The following is a 15,933-nucleotide window of genomic DNA, read 5'->3' on the forward strand; positions in this document are numbered from 1 at the left end:
CATGCTTCCGGAGCCTCAAGGTGCATTGCGCAGACCCCAGGCCCTGCGTCTCTATCGGCGGCGCGGCCAGGTCGGGCTGTTCTTCGTCGGCGGCCTGTCGGTGCTGGCCGGCATGACCGATGCCATCGGTTTTCTCGCCAGCGGCGACTTCGTCTCCTTCATGAGCGGCAACACCACGCGCCTGGCAGTGGCCGTCAGCCAGGGGCATTTCGAACTGGTACTGCGCCTGGCCCTGCTGGTGTTCACCTTCGTTATCGGCAATGCCCTGGGGGTGATGATCGCCCGCTCCAGCCGCAAACGCGCCTGGCCGCTCCTGGCCCTTACAGCACTGCTGTTGCTCAGCGCTGCGTTCTGCGGCAACTACCTGGAACTGCTCGCACTGCTCGCGGCGATCCTCGCCATGGGCATGCTCAATGCCGCAGTCGAAGAAGTGAACGGTTTGCCCATCGGCCTGACCTACGTCACCGGCGCGCTCTCGCGCTTCGGTCGCGGCCTGGGGCGCTGGTTGATGGGCGAACGCCGCGCCGGCTGGCGCATGCAACTGGTGCCCTGGAGCGGCATGCTGTTCGGCGCGGTACTCGGCGGCTGGCTGGAACACCGCCTGGGGTTCGCCGCGTTGCTGTTCAGCAGTGTGCTGGCGGCCTTGCTTGGACTGGCTTCACTGCTGATCCCGCGACGCTGGGTGCAACGCTACATGGCACGATGAACCGGGCTTTGACCATTGACTGGAATATAACGATGAGTTATAAAGCCGCCTTGCTTCGAGCAGCTTCTGAAGCTCCAGGCAAATCGCGAGTGTGGTGGAATTGGTATACACAGCAGACTTAAAATCTGTCGGCGCAAGCCTTGCGGGTTCGAGTCCCGCCACTCGCACCATCTTCTGAAAAGCGCCCTTCGAGGCGCTTTTTTCATATCTGTCAGTCGCTTACCGCCCATCCCTGAAACCAAACCGGAAATATGCGGTCATAACCTCGCCATCGACCAACCCGAGTCGATTCGAGGAAATCATCGTGTTGACCCGCCTGACCCAGTTTTCCCTGCTCGCCGCCGTCCTGCTCTCCGCCGGCTGCGTACATCACCACCATCATGATCGTGACGACGGCTGGCGCGACCGCGACCAGCGCCGCTGGCATGACGACGATCGCCGCCGTTACGACAATCGCTACGACTACCGCCGTGACGATCGCCGTTATCGCGATAACGACTGATTACCCTGACTACCTGCCTGCCCCCCTTTATTCCGAGGTCTCTCCCATGCGTCTCACACTGCCTACCCTCGCTCTAGGTTTTCTGATCTCCCAGGCCGCGCTGGCCGGTGATGGCACTACCGCCATTGGCGGCGGCCTCGGCGGCGCCTTGGGCAACGTGGTTGGCCAACAGATCGGGGGCAGCACCGGCGCCGCCATCGGTGCCGGCCTGGGTGGCGCAGCCGGTAGCGCGGTGGGCGCGAAGAAAGGCAATCGCACCGAAGCGGCGATCGGTGGCGGCCTGGGCTCGGCCGGCGGTTCGCTGCTGGGTGGCAAACTGGGGGGCTCCACCGGCTCCACCATCGGCGCCGGTCTGGGCGGTGCGGCAGGCGGCGCGGTGGGTAACCACCTGGCCGACGACAACCGCGACTCGGGCAAGCACAAACACAAGCGTCGTCATCGCCGCCACTGATGGTCAACGGGCGGGCCTCATGCCCGCCCTTTCCCGCCCCTCTGCAATATGGCCTTGCGCCATATCATCCCTGTGGTGCACACAGGCATCCTGCGGTAGCCTTGCCTGCCACAGCCCATCGGAAAGGGCCGCGCCAAAACCCACCTCAGGCAATTTCAGGACGAACAGAGAGTATGAGCCGGGTCATCAAACGCAGTTTCAGCGAACCTGAACGTCAGGGTCTGGATTGGAATGCCATCTGGCAGGATGCAGACCGCGGACTGATCAAATGCTGGGAAATCGGTCGCAAGCTTGCCGTGCAGAAGCCCGAGCTATCGAGCGCCGCCCAGGCCCATGAGCTACCGCCATTGAACTGGAAAGGTGGCACCGGCAAGCAATTGAAAAAGCGCGAGAAGTTCGGCTCCCTGCGTTACCTGGCGCAGTGGCAGGGCCTGCGTGGCGAAGACCTCGACATCGACCTGGATGCCGAAACCACCCTGGTTTGCACCAGGACGCAAATGGTAGTGACCTTTACCGGCGATACCGGCAAGTTTGCCAATCAACCAGGCGACAACGATGAGAGCGCGTGAATGAAAAAACCCGGTGGATTGCTCCACCGGGTTTCTGCTGCCTGTCCTGCTACCGATCAATCCAGCGGAACCAGGCGCTCGCGCTGGGCCGGGGTGAGGTCTTCGATCGATGCGATCTGCAAGGTGTCATTGCCAGCGGCGGCCAGTGGTTGGCCCATGTCCGCCGAAGCGACTTCAGGCAGCTTGTACATCGCACCGGTCAGCGGGTCGACGATCAGCATGCCGATCAGGCCACCGAAGAGCAGGTTGCCCCAGTACCAGCCACTCACACTGGTGTTCAACTGGATGGTCTTGTCCGGATACCCTTCCTTCTTGAAATGCAGCGTGTAGGTCTGCCCGGAGAAGTAGCCCTTGCCGGATTTCAGCGTGACCGTGCTGGGCGTATTGCCGCTGTGCACGACCTGCCCTGCCTTGTCGGTGATCTCGAACGATGCGCCCGCCGGTGCACTGTTGACCTGAACCGGATAACGAGAGTCACCCACGATGCTTGCGCATCCTTGCAGCCCTGCGATTGCGGTAATCACTGCGGTTGCAACCACTTTGCGAAACGCCATCAACTCACTCCCTATCGCCATCATTGGCCAGGCCGGATATCGGCCGGCGGCGATTGTAGAGGAGCAGTGTCACTTTGACATCACCTGCTGGATAGATTTTTCCGCACAATGCATTCGTTCGGCATATCGCGCCCATGACATTCACAACCACCTGGAAAAGGACTGCACATGAACAGGAAACGACAGGAAGAAATCAGCAAATTCCTCAGCTACGTACTGCGCCATGAGCCGCAGGCGATCGGTATCCAACTGGATAGCCAGGGCTGGGTCGATATCAACACGTTGATCGAGGGAGCTGCCGGACATGGCCGCACCCTGCTGCGGGATGAGGTACTGGCCGTGGTTGCGAGCAACGACAAGCAACGCTTCGCGGTGTCCGCCGACGGCTGCCGCATTCGCGCCAACCAGGGTCACTCGACCCGCAGCGTGGCGATCGAGCATGTGCGCAAGGAGCCGCCGGCGCGGCTCTACCACGGTACTGCCAGCCGTTTTCTCGACTCGATCCGCAGGGACGGCCTGATCGCCGGGTCACGCCACCATGTGCACCTCTCCCAGCAACGGCAGACCGCGATCGAGGTGGGCCGCCGCTATGGCAGCCCGGTGGTGCTGGAGGTCGACGCGGCAAAGATGCACGAGCAGGGTTTCAGCTTCTTCCAGGCGGACAACGGGGTATGGCTGACCGAGCGAGTGCCGGTGGCGTTTCTGCTGGAGTAGACGGGATCGGAGCGGGCCGGGCTCCAGCGCCGCCGATTCAGCAAAATTTGGCATTTGTCAACTGTCATTCCTGTCAGTTGTGCCAATTTTCGTGCTGCTTAGACTGGAAACCACACCCCGCAATGATCACTCAAAAGGAGCTCTTGATCATGAATACAATCCAACCTCTGGCTCGCGCCGAACAGATCCGCAATGGCGACTTCTCCCAGGGCGGTATCAACTGGCAGGTCTACGGCAACGTCAATTTCGACGAAGCGCGCTGCAATATCAGCCCTGAGGGCAGTGCAAACCAGGTCCTCGACAGCATCCCGGCCGGCTACTACGAACTGTCCTTCCGCGCGGCCGTGGTCACCGCCGGCTCGCCGCCTGCCCGTGTGCGCCTGCGCCACGACAGCGCCAACACCATCGTCGACGTCTTCGGTTCCACCCCGCAGACCTACACCGCCCGAATCAACCTGCCAACCGGCGCCAACTTGTCGGAAATCTATCTCGAGGCGTTCGGTGCCTCGGCCTGGTTCGATGACATCTCCCTCGACCTGGTGCCGCAGTCTGCCGAGCTGATCCAGAACGGCGACTTCTCCGAAGGCAGGGCTCACTGGGACATCGGCGCCAACTTCGAGCAGCAGACCTGCAAACTGGGTGTCGACCAGGTCACCCAGACCGTGCCGGTCCCGACCATCGGCTACTACCAGCTCACCGCCCGCGCCCGTGCTGGCGCCGGCTCCATGGGCCGCCTGCAGATCCGTGGCCTTCCGGTTGGCGAGAGCCACTACAAGCCGATCAGCAGCAGTGAATGGACCGAGTACGTCATCGATATCGGCGCCGTCATGGGCGAAACCCACTTCATGGTGGAGCTGGGCCGCATTACCAATGACGACGTGGAGTTCGACGATGTGTCCCTGCGCCTGGTCGCAAGTGTAAACAAGTAACGTTGCTTGCAGCCCCGCCCCCTGTGGGCGGGGTTCGCGGATCTCCACCAGGTCCGCAATGCCCCCTGCTCGATACCCCACACATTGACTCAACCATTCGTCTGACCCAAGCTTGGCCCTTTTCCGTAAGCCATCGATCCGAATTACGCATGCCCAGACCGCGTATCTACCTGTTTGCCGGCCTCGCCTTGCTACTACTGCTAACGGTGCTGTACAGCCTGTTGCCGCAAAAGGACTCCCCTGCACCCGATCCGCGACTCCAGCACTCCTACAGCAAGGCCCTGGCCCAGGCCCACAACGGCCTGCCTGGCGCCGCCCGGGTGCTGTACCAACAACTGGGCCGCGAGGACCTGTCGGCGATCCGCCGCGCCAGCCTGTATGCCGAGCTGCCCAACTACCCTTCGCCACAGGCGCTGAAACTGGCCAGCAAGGATCTGCACGACAGCGATGCCCTGGTCCGCCGCGCTGCTCTCGAAGCCATTGCCGCGATGGTGCCGGCCAACCAGCGCAGCCTGTTGCTCGGGCCGTTGCTCGACGATGAGGAAGACAGCGTGCGCTTCGCCACCGTCGACGCGCTGATGGGGTTGAGTCCGGATGACGTCGGGCTGTATTTCGCACCGCTGCAAAGCGTCCTCGATCAGTATCAGCTGGCCTTGCAAACCCGTAGCGACGACGTCCAGGACCAGGTACACCTGGCCCGCCTGTACCTGCAGGAGCGGGATTTCAAGGGCGCCAGCAGTGCCCTGGAGCAGGCCCTGAAGCTGGAGCCGGAAAACCTCGAAGCCCTGGCCACCCAGGTGCGCCTGCTGGATAGCCAGGGCCAGACCGATGGCTCCCGTGCGGTGCTGGCCGACGCCCTGCAGCGCCATCCCGACTCAGCGTTCCTGCAGTACGAACTGGGCCAATGGCTGCTGCGTCACCAACAGGATGAATATGCCCTGCTGGCCTTCTCCCGTGCGCTGGAGCTGGAGCCGGACAATGGCGACTACCGCTACACCCTGGCCGTCAGCCTGCACAGCCTCGACCAGTTGCAGGTGGCACAAAAGCAGCTGGAAACCCTGCTCACCCGCCAGCCGGCAAACCGCAAGGCACGGGTGCTGCTGATCGAGTACTGGAAAGAGAGCGGCCAGTTGCAGAACGTACAGATTCTGCTCGCCCAACTGGAGCAGCAAAACCCCGACGATCCGCTGGTCCAGCAGGGCCTTTGAGCCTTCCGGCCGCCTTCTTGCAATCCGGTTGAACCGCGTCTTTCACGGCGTGGTCCAGAGAGAGTGCCCCCGCGCAGGCAAAACGCTGCGCGGGGTGCTTTCCAAGGAGATCGACCGTGAATCATTCGTCAGCCAACAGCGAGCGTGCGCTGGTCCTGGCACCACCTGCGATCAGTGGCCAGGCCTTGGGCCTGCTCGATCAGGCCGGCCTCAGCGCCCTGGCCACGCACAGCCTGGAGGAACTGGCCGGCGCCCTGGATAGTGGCGCCGGGCTGGCGATCATCGCCCAGACCTGTCTGGACGGCTTCGGCACCTCGCAGTTCAAGCATTATCTGGGCAGCCAGCCGCAGTGGTCGGACCTGCCGGTGGTGGTGCTCGGCGACGCCGAGCAGTCCCTCAGCCACAGCCCCGAGCTATGCCTGGCTCTGGGCAACCTGTTCATCCTGCCCTGCCCCTTTCCCGACCAGGACCTGCTCAACCTGACCAACTCCTCGCTGCGCGCCCGCCGCCGCCAATACCAAAGCTGCCAGCAAGGCCTGGACCTGGCCGAGCTGCAGCGCCAGACCGAGGAGCAACTGCGGCAGTTGCGCGAGGAAGAACAACGCCTGCGCCAGGACCAGAAAATGGAAGCCATCGGGCAACTGGCCGGTGGCGTGGCCCATGACTTCAACAACCTGCTGACCGGCATCGGCGGCAGCCTGGAACTGATCCGCCAGCGCCTGAGCCAGCAGCGCTTCAACGAAATTCCCAAACTGGTGGACATGGGCGTCAGCGCGGTGCAGCGCGCGGCCAGTATCACCCATCGCTTGCTGGCCTTTTCCAGCCGCCAGTCACTGGACGACCGCCCGGTGCAACTGGCCGCCCTGCTGGAGCGCAAGCGCTTGAACGACCTGCTTGGCCCGGGGGTGCGAGTGCAGGTGCGCATCGACGAACACCTGTGGCCCGCCAGAGCCGACGCCCGGCAATTGCAGGAGGCCCTCGACAATCTGCTGGTCAATGCCCGGGATGCCTTGCCCGCAGGCGGCGAAGTGCGCATCGAGGCGAGCAATCGCCATCTGCCCCGCCCCTTGCCCGAAGCCCATCCGCTGAGCGGCACCGATTTCGTCCGCATCAGCGTCAGCGACAACGGCTGTGGTATGCCGCAAAGCACTCTGGAACGCGCCTTCGATCCGTTCTTCACCACCAAGAGCATCGGCCAGGGCACCGGCCTTGGTCTGTCCATGGTGTACGGCTTCAGTCGCCAGTCCCACGGACATGTCAGCCTGCACAGCCGGGTCGGCCATGGCACCGAAGTGGAGCTGCTGCTGCCGCGCCACCCTCCCGAGGCCCCAGGCCCAGCACCAGCGCCGAGGAGAAAGAACCCGGCCAGCCAGGAGCGGCGCATCCTGATCGTGGAATCGGACAGCACCGTGCGCCAGCTGGTCCGCGACAACCTGACCGAACAAGGCCTGCACTGCCAGGCCGTGGCCGACGCCGAGCTGGCCCTGACCCTGCTGCGTGCCGAGCGCTCCTACGACCTGCTGATCTGCAACATCGGCCTGCCCGGCATGGGCGGCCGGCAACTGGCAGAAATCGCCCGCAAACTGCATGACGACCTGCGCGTGCTGTTCATCACCGGCTACGCGGAAAATGCCTCCGCCCACCTCGGACGTCTCGATCCGCATATACAGGTGCTGAACAAGCCGTTCAGTTTCGCCACCCTGAAGGACAAGGTGGCGCAGATGCTGGCCGACGAGGGCCGGCCATGACCCAGGCGCAACGGCCCTTGAGCCTGGCAGAGGTAGCGCCGGTCAGCGTCCTGCGGGTACTGACGGTGAACGTGCACAAGGGCTTCAGCCCGCTGAACCGCCGCTATGTGTTGCCGGAGCTGCGCGAGGCCGTGCGTGCCCATCACGCCGACGTGGTGTTTCTCCAGGAAGTGCTGGGCAGCCACAGCCGCCATGGCGAACGCTATCCAGGCTGGTCGCCGCTGCCGCAATACGAGTTTCTCGCCGACAGCCTGTGGCCGATGTTCGCCTACGGGCGCAACGCGGTGTATCCCGACGGCGAGCACGGCAATGCCCTGCTGTCGAAGTTTCCCATCCTCGAACACCACAACTTCGATGTCAGCGTGCACGGCAGCGAGCAGCGTGGCCTGTTGCATTCGGTGCTGGCCCTGCCCGGCGAGCGCCGGGTGCACACCATCTGCGTGCACCTGGGCCTGGACGAACGCCAGCGCACCCAGCAACTGCACCTGCTCTGCGGCCTGCTCGATACCCTGCCGGAACAGGCGCCGGTGGTGATCGCCGGCGACTTCAACGACTGGCGCCAGCGCGCCGACAGCCTGCTCGCCAGCCGCGGCCTGCACGAGGTCTTCACCCAGGCCTTCGGCGCTCCCGCCCGCAGCTTTCCGGCGCGCTGGCCCTTGTTGCGCCTGGACCGCATCTACCTGCGCAACGCCCGGGCCCGAGCGCCCCGGGTGATGTCGCGCAAACCCTGGTCGCATCTGTCCGACCACCTGCCACTCTGTGTCGAGGTACTGCTATGAACACCGAATGGCGCGAAGAAAACGAAGTGCAACTGTTGATCAACGGCGAGGGCTACTACCCGCCGGCGTTCGAGGCCATCCGCCAGGCCCGGGAAGAAGTGCTGCTGGAAACATTCATCATTTACGAGGACAAGGTCGGCCTCGAACTGCAGCAGGTCTTGATCGAAGCCGCCCGCCGCGGCGTGCGCGTGCAGGTGCTGGTGGACGGCTACGGCACTGCCGGGCTGAGCCAGGAATACCTGCAGGCGCTGTTCGATGCCGGCGTACGCTTGCAGGCCTTCGATCCCAGTCCGATGCGCCTGGGCATGCGCACCAACCTGTTCCGGCGCCTGCACCGCAAGATCCTGGTGGTCGACGGCACCCTAGGTTTCATCGGCGGGATCAACTACTGTGCCGACCACCTGGGCGATTTCGGCCCCTTGGCCAAGCAGGACTATGCCGTGCAGGTGCGCGGGCCGATCGTCGACGACCTGCGCAAGGCCAGCCTGAAGCTGCTCGACAGCCAGGCCCGGCTTGGCCGACGCAGCCGCTCCTGGTGGCGACGAGCGCCGGTGCTGGAGGCCGACAGCGAGCAGGCACGCATGCGTCTGTTCATCCGCGACAACGACGAGCACCCCACGGATATCGAACGCCAGTACCTGCGCGCCATCGTCAGCGCCCATGAACGCATCCTCATCGCCAATGCCTACTTCTTCCCCGGCTATCGCTTGCTGCGGGCCCTGCGCAATGCAGCGCGACGAGGCGTCGAGGTCACGCTGATCCTCCAGGGCATGCCGGACATGCCGTGGGTGCGCCTGTGCTCGCGGCTGCTGTACAACTACCTGCTGCGCGATGGCGTACGGATCCACGAGTACTGCGAACGTCCGCTGCACGGCAAGGTAGCGCTGGTGGACCGGGAATGGAGCACCGTCGGTTCGAGCAACCTCGACCCGTTGAGCCTGTCGCTGAACCTGGAGGCCAACCTGGTGATCCGCGACGAAGCCTTCAACCAGCGCCTGTACGAGCACCTGAACGAACTGCGCCAGCAGCGCTGCAAGAGCGTGACCCTGCAACGGGTGCTGCGCGGGTACTGGTGGCGGGCGCCGCTGATCTTCCTGACGTTCCACTTCACCCGCTTCTTCCCGGCGCTGTTTGCCGGACTGCCGACGCACAAGCCGCGGGTCAAGCCGATGTACCAGCCGGAGGACGTCGTCCAGGAGCGCCTGTCATGAAGTCCACGCTCTGGAGACGGGCGCGACAGGGCCTGACCATCCTGTTCTTCATCCTGGTTCCGGTGCTGCTGTTCATGCTGCTGCGCAATCAGGACTGGGGCGAGGTACGCCAGGCCCTGACCTCCTATCGGAGCAGCGTGCTGCTGGTCGCCCTGGCCGTGGTGGCATGCAGCTTCGCCCTGTTCAGCAGCTACGACCTGCTCGGCCGACGTTATACGGGGCATGACTTGCCGGCGCGACGGGTATTGCCGCTGGCGTTCGTCTGCTATGCCTTCAATCTCAACCTGAGCGCCTGGGTCGGCGGTGTCGCCCTGCGCTTTCGCCTGTACTCGCGCCTGGGACTGGAGACGGCGACCATCACCCGCATCCTCGGCTTCGGCCTGGTGACCAACTGGCTGGGCTACCTGCTGGTGGCCGGCAGCCTGTTCGCCCTGGGCTTCCCGGCGCTGCCGGCCGGGCTGGAAATCGGCACCCTCGGCCTGCGCCTGATCGGCATGGCCATGCTCGCGGTGGCCATCGCCTACCTGCTGGCCTGTGGTTTCTCCAGGCGGCGGGAGTGGCAGGTCCGTGGCCAGCGCATCAGCCTGCCGTCCTGGCGGTTGGCGGCGTTGCAGGGACTGATGGGCGCCGGCAACTGGTGCCTGATGGGCCTGGTGATCTTTACCCTGCTGCCGGACAAAGCCGGTTACCCGACCATCCTGGCAATCCTGCTGATCAGCAGTATCGCCGGGGTCATCACCCATATCCCGGCGGGGCTTGGGGTGCTGGAAAGCGTATTCATCACCCTGCTGCAAGGGCAATACAGCCAGGGCACCCTGCTGGCGGCACTGATCGGCTACCGTGCGCTGTACTTTCTTCTGCCGCTGCTGCTCGCCTGCGTCACTTACCTGGTGCTGGAACGCGTTGCCGCCCGTCAGCGCAGCCGTGCATCGGCCTCGGCAGCCGGGGAAAGGGCCGGCTGAAGCATGCTGCTGACCTTGTGTACCAGGGCATCGAAGCCGAACGGCTTGGTCAGCAGTTCCAGCCCGGGTTCGAGCGCACCGCTGCTGCTGATCGACTCCTGGGTAAACCCGGTAATGAACAGGATCGGCTGCTGCGGCGAACGTGCGCGCAGGGTCCTGGCCACTTCGATACCACTGATGCCGCCGGGCAGCCCGATGTCGGTGACCACCAGGCCGATCGGCCCGGCGCTGTCGTACAAGGCCAGGCCGCTGGTGGCGTCCTCCGCTTCCAGCACCTCCAGCCCATGGTCTTGCAGGGCTTCGCGAATCAGCATGCGCAGTACCGGCTCGTCGTCGATCAGCAGGACCCGCTCGTTGCGCAGGCGGATCGGCATCGCTGCCGGTACCTCCAGCGGTTGCGGCAGCGGCAGCGCCGGCCCGATGAAGCGTGGCAGGAGCAATTCGACACAGGTGCCGCGGCCTTCCTCGGAATTGATACGGATGCTGCCGCCGGACTGGCGGACAAAGCCGTAGACCATGGACAAGCCGAGCCCGGTCCCCTGCCCCGCAGGCTTGGTGGTGAAAAACGGATCGAAGGCACGGGCCAAAACCTCCCGCGACATGCCGCCGCCGTTATCCTCGACCCGCAGGCAACAGTAATCCCCGGCTGGCAGGTCGCTGCCGGGCAGGCTGCCGTGATGACGCTCGTTGCAGGTGCTGATCTTCACCCGCCCACGCCGACGGACCGCTTCACGAGCGTTGGCGCACAGGTTGATCAGGGCATTCTCCATCTGACTGATATCCACTTCCACCAGCCAGGGCCGTGGGTCCACCTGCCATTGCAATTCGATGTCGGGGCCGATTGCCTGGTGGATCAACGGCTCGATGCCAGCGAGCAGGTCGTTGAGGTCCGCCGGCCGCGGCGACAAGGGCTGGCGCCGGGCAAAGGCGAGCAGGCGGTGAGTCAGTTCGGCGGCGCGGTCGGATGCCTCGCGCGCCGCGTGCAGGTACTTGTCGAGATTCTCGGTACGGCCTTGGGCCAGGCGTCGTTCGAGCATTTCCAGACTGGCACTGATCCCGGCCAGGAGATTGTTGAAGTCGTGGGCCATGCCGCCAGTCAACTGGCCGACGGCTTCCATCTTCTGCCCATGGCGCAGCAGTTCCTCGGCCTGGCGCAGGGCTTCCTCGCGCTCACGCTCCTGGCTGACGTCATGGCCCAGCAGGGTGTTGAAATCCGAACCGGGCATGGCGCTCAGGCTGAAGCGCCGGTAATGCCCGTCGACATGCCGCAGGCGCCCTTCGCCATCGGGCTGGGCGCCGTCGAGGATGCGCTGGATCTCGGCATGGTCCTCGGGGTGCAGGAGATCCAGCAACGACGCGCCATGCAGGTGATCGTCCCAGCCGAGCAGGTGGCGGCAGGCCGGGTTGAATGTGCGCAAGCGCAGATCGTCCTGGACCACCGCCATCAGGTCGCTGGACTGCTCCCAAAGGTGGTTGTGGTCAGCCGTGCGCTCCTGCACCTGGCGCTCGAAGGAGCAGGCCAGCTCGCGCCACTGCCGCTCCGCCTCGACGTTGCTGGTGGTTTCCAGCACCGTGTCGAGAAAGCCCGCGACCTTGCCGCTTTCGTCGCGCACGGGGCTGACGGAGAAGGTGAAATAGACCTGTTCGAGAACACCGTTGCGGCTGGTCACCAGAGGGAAATTCTCGAGGAACACCGCCTCTCCCTCCATGACCCGGAACACCAGGTCGCCCACCTCGCCCCAGATATCGCTCCATACCTCATGGAAGGGGCGTCCCAGCGGATTGGGTTTGGTGCCGAGGATGGGCACGAAGGCATCGTTGTACAGGGTCACCATGTCGCTACCCCAGACCAGGCAACTGGGGAAGCGCGAGGCGAGCATCAGGTCCACGGCGATGCGCAAGGAGTTGGGCCAGCAATGCAAGGGCCCGAGGGAGGTCCGGCTCCAGTCGAACTGGCGAACCGCTTCGCTCATGCCGCGTAGCTGGACCGGGCGGGGTGCGAGATGAATGATGTGCATCGCTGGGCTTCCTTGACCACCGTCAGTGATCGGACTCCTGTCCTATGTCTTCGTTCCATAGCGCCGGGCGCTCGCGGATGAAGGCGCTCATCAGCTCGATGCATTGCGCGTCCTGCAGCACCGTGACCCGCACCCCGCGTTCGCGCAGCAGGGCCTCTTCGCCCATGAACGTGTGGTTTTCGCCGACCACCACCTCGCGGATCCCGTACAACAGGATCGCTCCGCTGCACATCGCGCAGGGCGAAAGGGTGGTGTACAGGGTGGCGTCGGCGTAGATCCGCGCATCCTGGCGCCCGGCGTTCTCGAACGCGTCCATCTCGCCGTGCAGGACCACGCTGCCCTGCTGCACCCGCCGGTTATGCCCGCGGCCGATGATACGTCCCGCGTGCACGATCACCGAGCCGATGGGAATGCCGCCCTCTTCCAGGCCCAGGCGGGCCTCGTCGATGGCGGCCTGCATGAACTGCGACTGCTGCTGGGCATCGACCATATGACTCTCCTTTTCACCATTGCGGACATCATTTCAAAACGCTAGCACATAGCCATGAACCGTGGCGGGCTTTTCCCGGCGTACTATGCTGTACAGGTTCGAAATTTCCCTTCCAGCCCCTGACTTCCGCCAAGGATCACCGCAATGAGCCAGAAAGTTCTCGTGGTGCTGACCAATACGGCCAAATACCCCACCCTCAAGCGCGCCACTGGCCTCTGGCTAGGGGAAGCCGTGCATTTTGCCGATGTCCTGCAGCAGGCCGGTTATCAGGTCGATTACCTCAGCCCCGGCGGCGGCTACGTCCCCATCGACCCCCACAGCCTGAACATGGCCCAGGACATCGACTGGCAGTGGTACAACGACAAGGCCTTCATGAACCGCCTTGGCAGCAGCCTGGCACCGGGCCAGGTCCGCGCCCGCGACTACCGGGCGATCTACTACGCCGGCGGGCACGGCGTGCTCTGGGACTTCCCGGACAACCACGACCTGCAGGAGATCGCCCGGCAGATCTGGGAAAACGGCGGCGTGGTGGCCTCGGTCTGCCATGGTGCGGTGGGGCTGCTCAACATCAAGCTCAGTGACAACTCGCTGCTGCTGCGCGATCGCGAAGTGACCGGCTTTTCCAATATCGAGGAGCAACTGGCCGAGCTGGACAAGGTGGTGCCGTTCCTCACCGAAACCGAATTGGCTGCACGTGGTGGTCTCTATCGCAAGGCCGAGGACCCCTGGGAGGCATTCGCCCTTGCCGACCAGAAGGAAGGACGCCTGATCACCGGACAGAACCCGGCGTCAGGTGCAGCGGTCGGGCATCTGGTGGTGGCGGCATTGCAAGGTGGGAAGGCCGCTCCAGCCCGCTGACGAAGCGAACAATCCGACACGCTCTGCCAGCAGCTCTTACAAAGAGCGGCTATAGCGCTCACTTATGCTGATCGGCTTCGGTCCGGCCCTCTTCGCGCGGATCCTGCCTTTCGCACATAGGTGAAAAATGCCCTCTCGTACTTCTCATTCCGGCCACGCGTTGCTCACCCTGCTGACCTTGTTGTTGATTGGCCTGGCCCCGGTGGCCTTCGGCCTGCTGGTAATGGCCTGGCAGGTAAACAAGCAGCTCGACGAGTCCGCCAGCCTTTCCCTGCGCGAAGCCCGGGTGGGCGTCGACAGCCTGATCGATTCGCTGCACAACGCCAGCAACAAGGTGCTCAACCTCGCCGAGTACGCCTGCGACAGGGCCCTGCCCGCCTTGCACAGCGAGGTGGTGAGCAATCCGGACCTGCGCTCCCTGACCCTGGTTCGGGAAAACCGCGCCTATTGCAGTACGTTGCGTGGAGAGTCGGGGCTGCTGGTCGACCCCGGCGACTACTTCAACCACCGCCTGCGCCTGGAAGCCGGTAACGACAACACCCCGGACTCGGCGATCCTCTACTACCGCCTGCAGGAATTTCCCTACGGCGTACTGGCAGTCGCCGACGGCGAGATCCTGCAGCGGGTACTGCGGGGCACGCGTCAACCCGAGAGCGTGAAATTGCAGTTCGGTCCGGCGCTGATCGGCGCGGTTGGCGAGGTCGAGGACAGCCTCTCGGCGCTGGAGTCGGAGATCTACATGAGCCAGGTCTCGCCGATCTATGGCTACACCCTGCACATCCTCTACCCGCCGGGTCATGCTGCCCGGCAACTGCTGGACAACAGCCAGGTGATAGCGCCTTCGCTTTTGCTGGTAGGGATCATGACGGCAGCAGGCAGCTACTGGGCGATGAATCGGCGCCGGCGCGGTTTGCGCCACCCTGCCTGAAACAAGGCGCAAAAAACGACGCGGACCTTGTGGAAGAGGGTTTACCCGCTCCCACAAGGTCCGCGTCGCATTTGCAATCACGCCGTCCATAAAGACCGGCGCGGTGCCTGGCTCACTCGGTACTCAGAACCCCACGGCGCACCTGGTCACGCTCGATCGACTCGAACAGCGCCTTGAAGTTGCCCTCGCCGAAGCCATCGTCGCCCTTGCGCTGGATGAACTCGAAGAACACCGGACCCATCAGGGTCTCGGAGAAGATCTGCAGCAGCAGGCGCTTGTCGTCCGGGTTGGACGAGCCATCCAGGAGGATGCCGCGGGATTGCAGCTCGGCGGTTGGCTCGCCATGGGCCGGCAGGCGGCCTTCGAGCATTTCGTAGTAGGTCTCCGGCGGCGCGGTCATGAAGCGCATGCCGAGCTTCTTCAGGGCGTCCCAGCTCTTGAGCAGGTCGTCGGTGAGGAAGGCCACGTGCTGGATGCCTTCGCCGTTGAACTGCATCAGGAACTCTTCGATCTGCCCGGCGCCTTTGGACGACTCCTCGTTCAGCGGAATGCGGATCATGCCGTCCGGCGCGGTCATGGCCTTGGAGGTCAGGCCGGTGTACTCGCCCTTGATGTCGAAGTAGCGGATCTCGCGGAAGTTGAACAGCTTCTCGTAGAACCCGGCCCAGTAGGTCATGCGCCCGCGATACACGTTGTGGGTCAGGTGGTCGATGATCTTCAGGCCGGCACCGGCCGGATGGCGATCCACGCCTTCGATCCAGTTGAAATCGATGTCGTAGATCGAGCTGCCTTCCTCGAAGCGGTCGATCAGGTACAGCGGCGCGCCACCGATACCCTTGATCGCCGGCAGGCGCAGTTCCATCGGCCCGGTTTCGATTTCCACCGGCTGCGCACCCAGCTCCAGGGCGCGGGCGTAGGCTTCGTGGGAGTTGCGTACCCGGAACGCCATGCCACAGACGGATGGCCCGTGCTCGGCGGCAAAGTAGGAGGCGACGCTTTTCGGCTCGTTGTTCAGGATCAGGTTGATCCCGCCCTGGCGATACAGGTGGACGTTCTTGGAACGGTGGGTGGCGACCTTGGTGAAGCCCATGATCTCGAAGATCGGTTCCAGGGTGCCCGGGGTCGGCGAGGCAAACTCGATGAATTCAAAGCCCATCAGGCCCATCGGGTTGTCGAAGAGATCTGCCATGTTCGTATTCCTCATCATCTGAACGGTTGAATAACGGTCTTTACTATTCGGCGGTCGATGCGAGTGAACGTGGTGGCGCGCAGGAGATGCCCCGGGTGCTGCGGGCAAGGTAGTCAC

General features: G+C 64.0%; 17 protein-coding genes and 1 tRNA gene. 14 read left to right on the forward strand and 4 right to left on the reverse strand.

Annotation, left to right across the window (positions count from 1 at the left end):
- Position 1: 1 nt before the first annotated feature.
- The 5 genes from ACODSK_RS15170 (at position 2) to ACODSK_RS15190 (ending at position 2,228) form a co-directional block, all read left to right on the forward strand.
- Positions 2-706: a YoaK family protein gene (locus ACODSK_RS15170; RefSeq protein WP_489017190.1), complete on the forward strand. Its 705-nt coding sequence runs from the start codon at positions 2-4 to the stop codon at positions 704-706.
- A gap of 85 nt (positions 707-791) precedes the next feature.
- A tRNA-Leu gene (locus ACODSK_RS15175) sits at positions 792-876 on the forward strand.
- A gap of 134 nt (positions 877-1,010) precedes the next feature.
- The gene (locus ACODSK_RS15180) at positions 1,011-1,208 is read left to right on the forward strand and encodes a hypothetical protein (RefSeq protein WP_489017192.1); all 198 of its coding nucleotides are present in this window, start codon (positions 1,011-1,013) and stop codon (positions 1,206-1,208) included.
- A 46-nt stretch (positions 1,209-1,254) separates the two neighbouring features.
- A complete protein-coding gene (locus ACODSK_RS15185) occupies positions 1,255-1,659 on the forward strand; it encodes a glycine zipper domain-containing protein (protein WP_489017194.1) in 405 nt (134 codons plus the stop codon).
- Positions 1,660-1,832: 173 nt separating this feature from the next.
- Positions 1,833-2,228, forward strand: a complete 396-nt coding sequence (locus ACODSK_RS15190; RefSeq protein ID WP_489017195.1) for a hypothetical protein — start codon at positions 1,833-1,835, stop codon at positions 2,226-2,228.
- 56 nt (positions 2,229-2,284) lie between these two features.
- Here ACODSK_RS15190 and ACODSK_RS15195 read toward each other — a convergent pair whose 3' ends face one another.
- Entirely contained in the window at positions 2,285-2,710 is a 426-nt protein-coding gene (locus ACODSK_RS15195; RefSeq protein WP_489017196.1) for a hypothetical protein, read from the reverse strand.
- Positions 2,711-2,950: 240 nt separating this feature from the next.
- Here ACODSK_RS15195 and ACODSK_RS15200 point away from each other — a divergent pair, with 240 nt between their 5' ends.
- The 7 genes from ACODSK_RS15200 to ACODSK_RS15230 all read left to right on the forward strand — a co-directional run bounded on the left by ACODSK_RS15200 (position 2,951) and on the right by ACODSK_RS15230 (position 10,333).
- A complete protein-coding gene (locus ACODSK_RS15200; RefSeq protein ID WP_489017198.1) occupies positions 2,951-3,496 on the forward strand; it encodes an RNA 2'-phosphotransferase in 546 nt (181 codons plus the stop codon).
- Between the two features lie 149 nt (positions 3,497-3,645).
- On the forward strand, positions 3,646-4,425 hold the full coding sequence (locus ACODSK_RS15205; protein WP_489017200.1) for a hypothetical protein: 780 nt from the start codon (positions 3,646-3,648) through the stop codon (positions 4,423-4,425).
- 149 nt (positions 4,426-4,574) lie between these two features.
- Positions 4,575-5,633, forward strand: coding sequence for a tetratricopeptide repeat protein (locus ACODSK_RS15210; protein ID WP_489017201.1), 1,059 nt, complete (start codon positions 4,575-4,577; stop codon positions 5,631-5,633).
- A gap of 116 nt (positions 5,634-5,749) precedes the next feature.
- A complete protein-coding gene (locus ACODSK_RS15215) occupies positions 5,750-7,381 on the forward strand; it encodes an ATP-binding protein (protein WP_489017203.1) in 1,632 nt (543 codons plus the stop codon).
- On the forward strand, positions 7,378-8,160 hold the full coding sequence (locus tag ACODSK_RS15220; RefSeq protein WP_489017205.1) for an endonuclease/exonuclease/phosphatase family protein: 783 nt from the start codon (positions 7,378-7,380) through the stop codon (positions 8,158-8,160). Before ACODSK_RS15215 ends, ACODSK_RS15220 begins: the two co-directional genes overlap by 4 nt.
- Positions 8,157-9,371, forward strand: coding sequence for a cardiolipin synthase ClsB (gene clsB, locus ACODSK_RS15225; protein WP_489017207.1), 1,215 nt, complete (start codon positions 8,157-8,159; stop codon positions 9,369-9,371). Before ACODSK_RS15220 ends, clsB begins: the two co-directional genes overlap by 4 nt.
- Positions 9,368-10,333, forward strand: coding sequence for a lysylphosphatidylglycerol synthase domain-containing protein (locus tag ACODSK_RS15230; protein ID WP_489017208.1), 966 nt, complete (start codon positions 9,368-9,370; stop codon positions 10,331-10,333). Before clsB ends, ACODSK_RS15230 begins: the two co-directional genes overlap by 4 nt.
- On the opposite strand, the gene ACODSK_RS15235 is transcribed toward ACODSK_RS15230, so the two are convergent.
- Together ACODSK_RS15235 and ACODSK_RS15240 are read right to left on the reverse strand one after the other, a co-directional pair.
- Complete coding sequence (locus tag ACODSK_RS15235; protein ID WP_489017209.1) at positions 10,285-12,351, reverse strand: hybrid sensor histidine kinase/response regulator; 2,067 nt, start codon at positions 12,349-12,351, stop codon at positions 10,285-10,287. The genes ACODSK_RS15230 and ACODSK_RS15235 overlap by 49 nt on opposite strands.
- A gap of 22 nt (positions 12,352-12,373) precedes the next feature.
- Positions 12,374-12,841, reverse strand: coding sequence for a nucleoside deaminase (locus ACODSK_RS15240; RefSeq protein WP_489017210.1), 468 nt, complete (start codon positions 12,839-12,841; stop codon positions 12,374-12,376).
- A gap of 144 nt (positions 12,842-12,985) precedes the next feature.
- On the opposite strand from ACODSK_RS15240, the gene ACODSK_RS15245 reads away from it, so the two are divergent.
- The gene (locus ACODSK_RS15245; protein WP_489017212.1) at positions 12,986-13,699 is read left to right on the forward strand and encodes a type 1 glutamine amidotransferase domain-containing protein; all 714 of its coding nucleotides are present in this window, start codon (positions 12,986-12,988) and stop codon (positions 13,697-13,699) included.
- A 127-nt stretch (positions 13,700-13,826) separates the two neighbouring features.
- Positions 13,827-14,627, forward strand: coding sequence for a CSS-motif domain-containing protein (locus ACODSK_RS15250; protein WP_489017214.1), 801 nt, complete (start codon positions 13,827-13,829; stop codon positions 14,625-14,627).
- Between the two features lie 112 nt (positions 14,628-14,739).
- On the opposite strand, the gene hppD is transcribed toward ACODSK_RS15250, so the two are convergent.
- Positions 14,740-15,816: a 4-hydroxyphenylpyruvate dioxygenase gene (gene hppD, locus ACODSK_RS15255; protein ID WP_489017216.1), complete on the reverse strand. Its 1,077-nt coding sequence runs from the start codon at positions 15,814-15,816 to the stop codon at positions 14,740-14,742.
- Between the last annotated feature and the right edge of the window lie 117 nt (positions 15,817-15,933).

This window comes from Pseudomonas sp. FG98 (genome assembly GCF_057808595.1).

Excerpts from the sequence above, each read along its gene's own strand:
- ACODSK_RS15240 (WP_489017210.1), bottom strand. The coding sequence starts at position 12,841 with ATGGTCGATGCCCAGCAGCAGTCGCAGTTCATGCAGGCCGCCATCGAC.
- ACODSK_RS15250 (WP_489017214.1), top strand. The coding sequence starts at position 13,827 with ATGCCCTCTCGTACTTCTCATTCCGGCCACGCGTTGCTCACCCTGCTG.
- ACODSK_RS15245 (WP_489017212.1), top strand. The coding sequence starts at position 12,986 with ATGAGCCAGAAAGTTCTCGTGGTGCTGACCAATACGGCCAAATACCCC.
- ACODSK_RS15210 (WP_489017201.1), top strand. The coding sequence starts at position 4,575 with ATGCCCAGACCGCGTATCTACCTGTTTGCCGGCCTCGCCTTGCTACTA.
- ACODSK_RS15200 (WP_489017198.1), top strand. The coding sequence starts at position 2,951 with ATGAACAGGAAACGACAGGAAGAAATCAGCAAATTCCTCAGCTACGTA.
- ACODSK_RS15170 (WP_489017190.1), top strand. The coding sequence starts at position 2 with ATGCTTCCGGAGCCTCAAGGTGCATTGCGCAGACCCCAGGCCCTGCGT.
- ACODSK_RS15185 (WP_489017194.1), top strand. The coding sequence starts at position 1,255 with ATGCGTCTCACACTGCCTACCCTCGCTCTAGGTTTTCTGATCTCCCAG.
- ACODSK_RS15220 (WP_489017205.1), top strand. The coding sequence starts at position 7,378 with ATGACCCAGGCGCAACGGCCCTTGAGCCTGGCAGAGGTAGCGCCGGTC.
- hppD (WP_489017216.1), bottom strand. The coding sequence starts at position 15,816 with ATGGCAGATCTCTTCGACAACCCGATGGGCCTGATGGGCTTTGAATTC.
- ACODSK_RS15190 (WP_489017195.1), top strand. The coding sequence starts at position 1,833 with ATGAGCCGGGTCATCAAACGCAGTTTCAGCGAACCTGAACGTCAGGGT.
- ACODSK_RS15205 (WP_489017200.1), top strand. The coding sequence starts at position 3,646 with ATGAATACAATCCAACCTCTGGCTCGCGCCGAACAGATCCGCAATGGC.
- ACODSK_RS15235 (WP_489017209.1), bottom strand. The coding sequence starts at position 12,351 with ATGCACATCATTCATCTCGCACCCCGCCCGGTCCAGCTACGCGGCATG.
- ACODSK_RS15230 (WP_489017208.1), top strand. The coding sequence starts at position 9,368 with ATGAAGTCCACGCTCTGGAGACGGGCGCGACAGGGCCTGACCATCCTG.
- clsB (WP_489017207.1), top strand. The coding sequence starts at position 8,157 with ATGAACACCGAATGGCGCGAAGAAAACGAAGTGCAACTGTTGATCAAC.